The organism is Streptomyces sp. NPDC055078, assembly GCF_053607985.1.
Window position 1 is genome coordinate 1 of sequence record NZ_JBSGUP010000688.1, and the last position, 4,243, is coordinate 4,243.

3 protein-coding genes are annotated in these 4,243 nt (G+C 70.0%); all 3 read left to right on the forward strand.

Annotation, left to right across the window (positions count from 1 at the left end; all coding sequences use genetic code 11):
- The first annotated feature begins 149 nt into the window (after positions 1-149).
- From ACWF94_RS34825 to murD, 3 genes are read left to right on the forward strand one after another with little or no spacing between them, the layout of a single operon-like run.
- Positions 150-1,679, forward strand: a complete 1,530-nt coding sequence (locus ACWF94_RS34825; RefSeq protein ID WP_453497986.1) for a UDP-N-acetylmuramoyl-tripeptide--D-alanyl-D-alanine ligase — start codon at positions 150-152, stop codon at positions 1,677-1,679.
- Positions 1,676-2,746: a phospho-N-acetylmuramoyl-pentapeptide-transferase gene (gene mraY / locus ACWF94_RS34830; RefSeq protein ID WP_453497989.1), complete on the forward strand. Its 1,071-nt coding sequence runs from the start codon at positions 1,676-1,678 to the stop codon at positions 2,744-2,746. Before ACWF94_RS34825 ends, mraY begins: the two co-directional genes overlap by 4 nt.
- Positions 2,747-2,757: 11 nt before the next feature.
- Positions 2,758-4,191 (forward strand): UDP-N-acetylmuramoyl-L-alanine--D-glutamate ligase, encoded by a 1,434-nt coding sequence (gene murD / locus ACWF94_RS34835; protein ID WP_453497992.1) that lies wholly within the window; start codon positions 2,758-2,760, stop codon positions 4,189-4,191.
- Positions 4,192-4,243 lie beyond the last annotated feature (52 nt).

Genomic DNA, 4,243 nt, shown 5'->3' on the forward strand with positions numbered 1-4,243 from the left:
GGGCGACACCGTGCTCATCGCCGGAAAGGGCCATGAGCAGGGCCAGGACATCGCCGGAGTGGTCCGCCCCTTCGACGACCGCGAGGTCCTGCGCGCAGCCGTCCGGGCCTCCCGTGCCGCCCTTCACCAGAAACCCCGGGGATGACCAAGTGATCGCCCTCTCCCTCGCCGAGGTCGCCGAAATCGTCGGCGGGCAGTCGTACGACATACCGGATCCGGCCGCAGAAGTCACCGGACCCGTCGTCATCGACTCCCGCGAGGTCCGGCCCGGCGCCCTCTTCACCGCCTTCGCGGGCGAGCGCGTCGACGGTCACGAGTACGCCGGGCACGCCGTGGCGGCCGGTGCGGTCGCCGTGCTGGCCACCCGGCCCGTCGGCGTACCGGCGATCGTCGTGGACGATGTCACCGCCGCGCTCGGCGCACTCGCCCGCCATGTCGTCCAACGCCTCCGCACCACCACCGTCGCGCTCACCGGCTCCGCCGGGAAGACGAGCACCAAGGACCTGATCGCCCAGCTCCTGGAGCGCAAGGGGCCCACGGTCTGTCCCACGGGCAATCTGAACAACGAGATCGGGCTGCCGCTGACCGCGCTGCGCGCCGACACCGCCACCGAGCATCTCGTCCTCGAAATGGGCGCGCGCTATGTCGGCGACATCCGCTATCTCGCCTCCCTGGTGCCGCCGAGGATCTCCCTGGTGCTCAATGTCGGCACCGCGCACATCGGCGAGTTCGGCGGCCGTGAGCGCATCGCCGAGGCCAAGGGCGAGATCGTCGAGGCCCTCCCGTCCGCCGCCGAAGGCGGCGTCGCGATCCTCAACGCCGACGACCCCCTCGTACGCGCCATGGCGTCCCGGACGAAGGCCCGGGTGACCCTCTTCGGCGAGGATCCGGCCGCCGTGGTGCGTGCCGAGAATGTCCGGCTCACCCGGCAGGGACAGCCGGTCTTCACGCTTCACACCCCTACCGGGTGCGGTGATGTGACCATGCGGCTGTACGGTGAGCACCACGTGTCGAACGCGCTCGCCGCGGCCGCCGTCGCCCATGAGCTGGGCATGCCCGCCGACGAGATCGCCCTCGCGCTCTCGGAGGCCGGCACCCTCTCCCGCTGGCGCATGGAGGTCACCGAGCGTTCGGACGGCGTGACGATCGTCAACGACGCCTACAACGCGAACCCCGAATCCATGAGGGCGGCGCTGCGCGCGCTGGCCGCCATGGGCCAGGACGCACAGGCCCGGGGGGGACGCACTTGGGCGGTGCTCGGCCTGATGGCCGAACTCGGTGACGAAGCGCTCGCCGAGCACGACGCGGTCGGACGGCTCGCCGTCCGGCTCAACGTCAGCAAGCTCGTCGCAGTCGGGGGCAGGGAAGCGTCCTGGCTGCAACTGGGCGCATATAACGAGGGTTCGTGGGGTGAGGAGTCGGTGCACGTGTCCGACGCACAGGCGGCGGTCGACCTGTTGCGCAGTGAATTGCGCCCGGGAGACGTCGTGCTGGTGAAGGCTTCCAGATCGGTCGGTCTTGAGCGGCTCGCACAAATGCTGCTCGACGACGGGACAGTGCCCGCGGTGCCCGCAGCGCCTGCGGGGCCTTCAGCGCCTGCGGGGCTTTCAGCGCCTGCCGTGCCTACAGCGCCTGCCGTGCCTGCCGTGCCTTCTGAAGGGTGGGGTGCCGGCCGATGAGGCAGATCCTCTTCGCGGGGGCCATCGGGCTCTTCCTGACGCTCATCGGCACTCCGCTGCTGATCAAGCTGCTGGCCCGCAAGGGATACGGGCAGTTCATCCGGGACGACGGCCCGCGCAGCCACGGCAGCAAGAAGGGGACGCCCACTATGGGCGGTATCTCCTTCATCCTGGCCACCCTGATCGCCTATGCGCTCGCCAAGGTGATCACCGGGGAGGAAGCGACGTTCTCCGGCGTCCTGGTGCTCTTCCTGATGGCCGGAATGGGTCTGGTCGGTTTTCTGGACGACTACATCAAGATCGTCAAGCAGCGTTCGCTGGGGCTGCGGGCCAAGGCGAAGATGGCCGGGCAGCTGATCGTCGGTATCGCCTTCGCGGTGCTCTCGCTCCAGTTCGCCGACAAGCGGGACCAGACGCCCGCCTCCACCAAACTGTCGTTCATCACGGACTTCGGCTGGTCCATCGGCCCGGTGCTGTTCGTGGTCTGGGCGCTGTTCATGATTCTCGCGATGTCCAACGGCGTGAATCTGACGGACGGTCTGGACGGCCTGGCCACCGGTGCGTCGGTGATGGTCTTCGGCGCGTACACGTTCATCGGACTGTGGCAGTTCCAGGAGGCGTGCGCCAACGCGGCGACGCTGACCAACCCCAACGCCTGTTTCGAGGTACGCGATCCACTCGACCTCGCGGTGGTCGCCTCCGCCCTGATGGGAGCCTGCTTCGGCTTCCTGTGGTGGAACACCTCACCCGCCAAGATCTTCATGGGTGACACCGGCTCGCTCGCCCTCGGCGGCGCGCTCGCGGGCCTGGCGATCTGCTCCCGTACGGAACTGCTGCTCGCCCTCCTCGGCGGACTCTTCGTCCTGATCACCATGTCCGTCGTCATCCAGGTCGGCTCCTTCAAGATGACCGGGAAGCGCGTCTTCCGGATGGCCCCCCTCCAGCACCACTTCGAACTCAAGGGGTGGTCCGAAGTCCTTGTGGTGGTCCGGTTCTGGATCATCCAGGGCATGTGCGTCATCGTGGGTCTGGGAATCTTCTACGGAGGCTGGGCGGCCGACAAGTGAGCACTGAGCGGGTGAGCACTGAGCAGTGGGCGGGCAAGCGGGTCACCGTCGCCGGACTCGGGGTCTCGGGGGTCCCGGCGGCGAAGGCCCTGCATCGCCTCGGCGCTGTGGTGACGGTCGTCAGTGACGATGCGCTGCCCGACGAGCGCTCCCGTGCCCAGGCGGCCGAACTGGTGGCCCAGGGGATCACCGTGCGCCTCGGCGACGGCGCGACCCTGCCCGAGTCCACCGAGCTGATCGTCACCGCGCCCGGCTGGAAGCCGGACAAACCGCTCTTCCGGGCCGCCGCGGCGGCGGGCGTGGCGATCTGGGGGGATGTGGAACTCGCCTGGCGGCTGCGCGGCACGACCGGCCGGCCCGCCGCACCCTGGCTCGCGGTCACCGGCACCAACGGCAAGACCACGACCGTACGGATGCTCGCCTCGATCCTCGAAGCGGCCGGTCTGCGCACCGCCGCCGTCGGCAATATCGGTGTCTCTCTCCTGGACGCCGTCCTCGGGGAGGAGACGTACGACGTCCTCGCCGTCGAGCTGTCCAGCTACCAGCTCCACTGGGCGCCCTCGCTGCGCGCCCACTCCGCCGCCGTTCTCAATCTGGCGCCGGACCACATCGACTGGCACGGTTCCATGGAGGCGTACGCCGCCGACAAGGGCCGTATCTACGGGGGCAACTCCGTCGCCTGCGTGTACAACGCCGCCGACCCGGCCACCGAGGACCTGGTGCGCGGGGCGGATGTGGAGGAGGGCTGCCGGGCGATCGGTTTCACGCTCGGTACGCCCGGACCCTCGCAGCTCGGAGTGGTCGACGGCCTCCTGGTCGACCGCGCGTTCGTCGACAACCGACAGGAGCGGGCCCAGGAGCTGGCCGAGGTCTCCGACGTCAGCCCGCCCGCGCCCCACAACATCGCCAACGCCCTCGCCGCGGCCGCCCTGGCCCGCGCCTACGGCGTCCCGCCGGCCGCAGTACGCGACGGACTGCGGGCCTTCAGACCCGACCCGCACCGGATCGAGAAGGTCGGCGATGTCGCGGGCGTCACCTACATCGACGACTCCAAGGCCACCAACACCCATGCCACCGAGGCGTCTCTCGCGGCCTTTGACCCGATCGTGTGGATCGCGGGCGGGCTGGCCAAGGGCGCGACCTTCGACGACCTGGTCGAGAAGTCGGCGAAGCGACTGCGCGGCGTCGTCCTGATCGGGGCGGACCGCGCCCTCATCCGGGAAGCCCTCGCGCGACACGCCCCCGAGGTCCCGGTCGTCGACCTCGACCGGACAGACACTGGGGCGATGTCGGCGGCGGTCCGGGAGGCGGCACGGCTCGCCCGGCCGGGGGATACGGTTCTGCTGGCCCCGGCCTGTGCGTCGATGGACATGTTCGTCAATTACAACAAGCGGGGCGAGGCGTTCGCGGACGCCGTCCGCGCACTCGCCGCCGAGCGCGCCTGACCGGCCCGACCTCCGCGCCGTGTCGTGCGTCCCCGGGGACACCCCCGGGGAC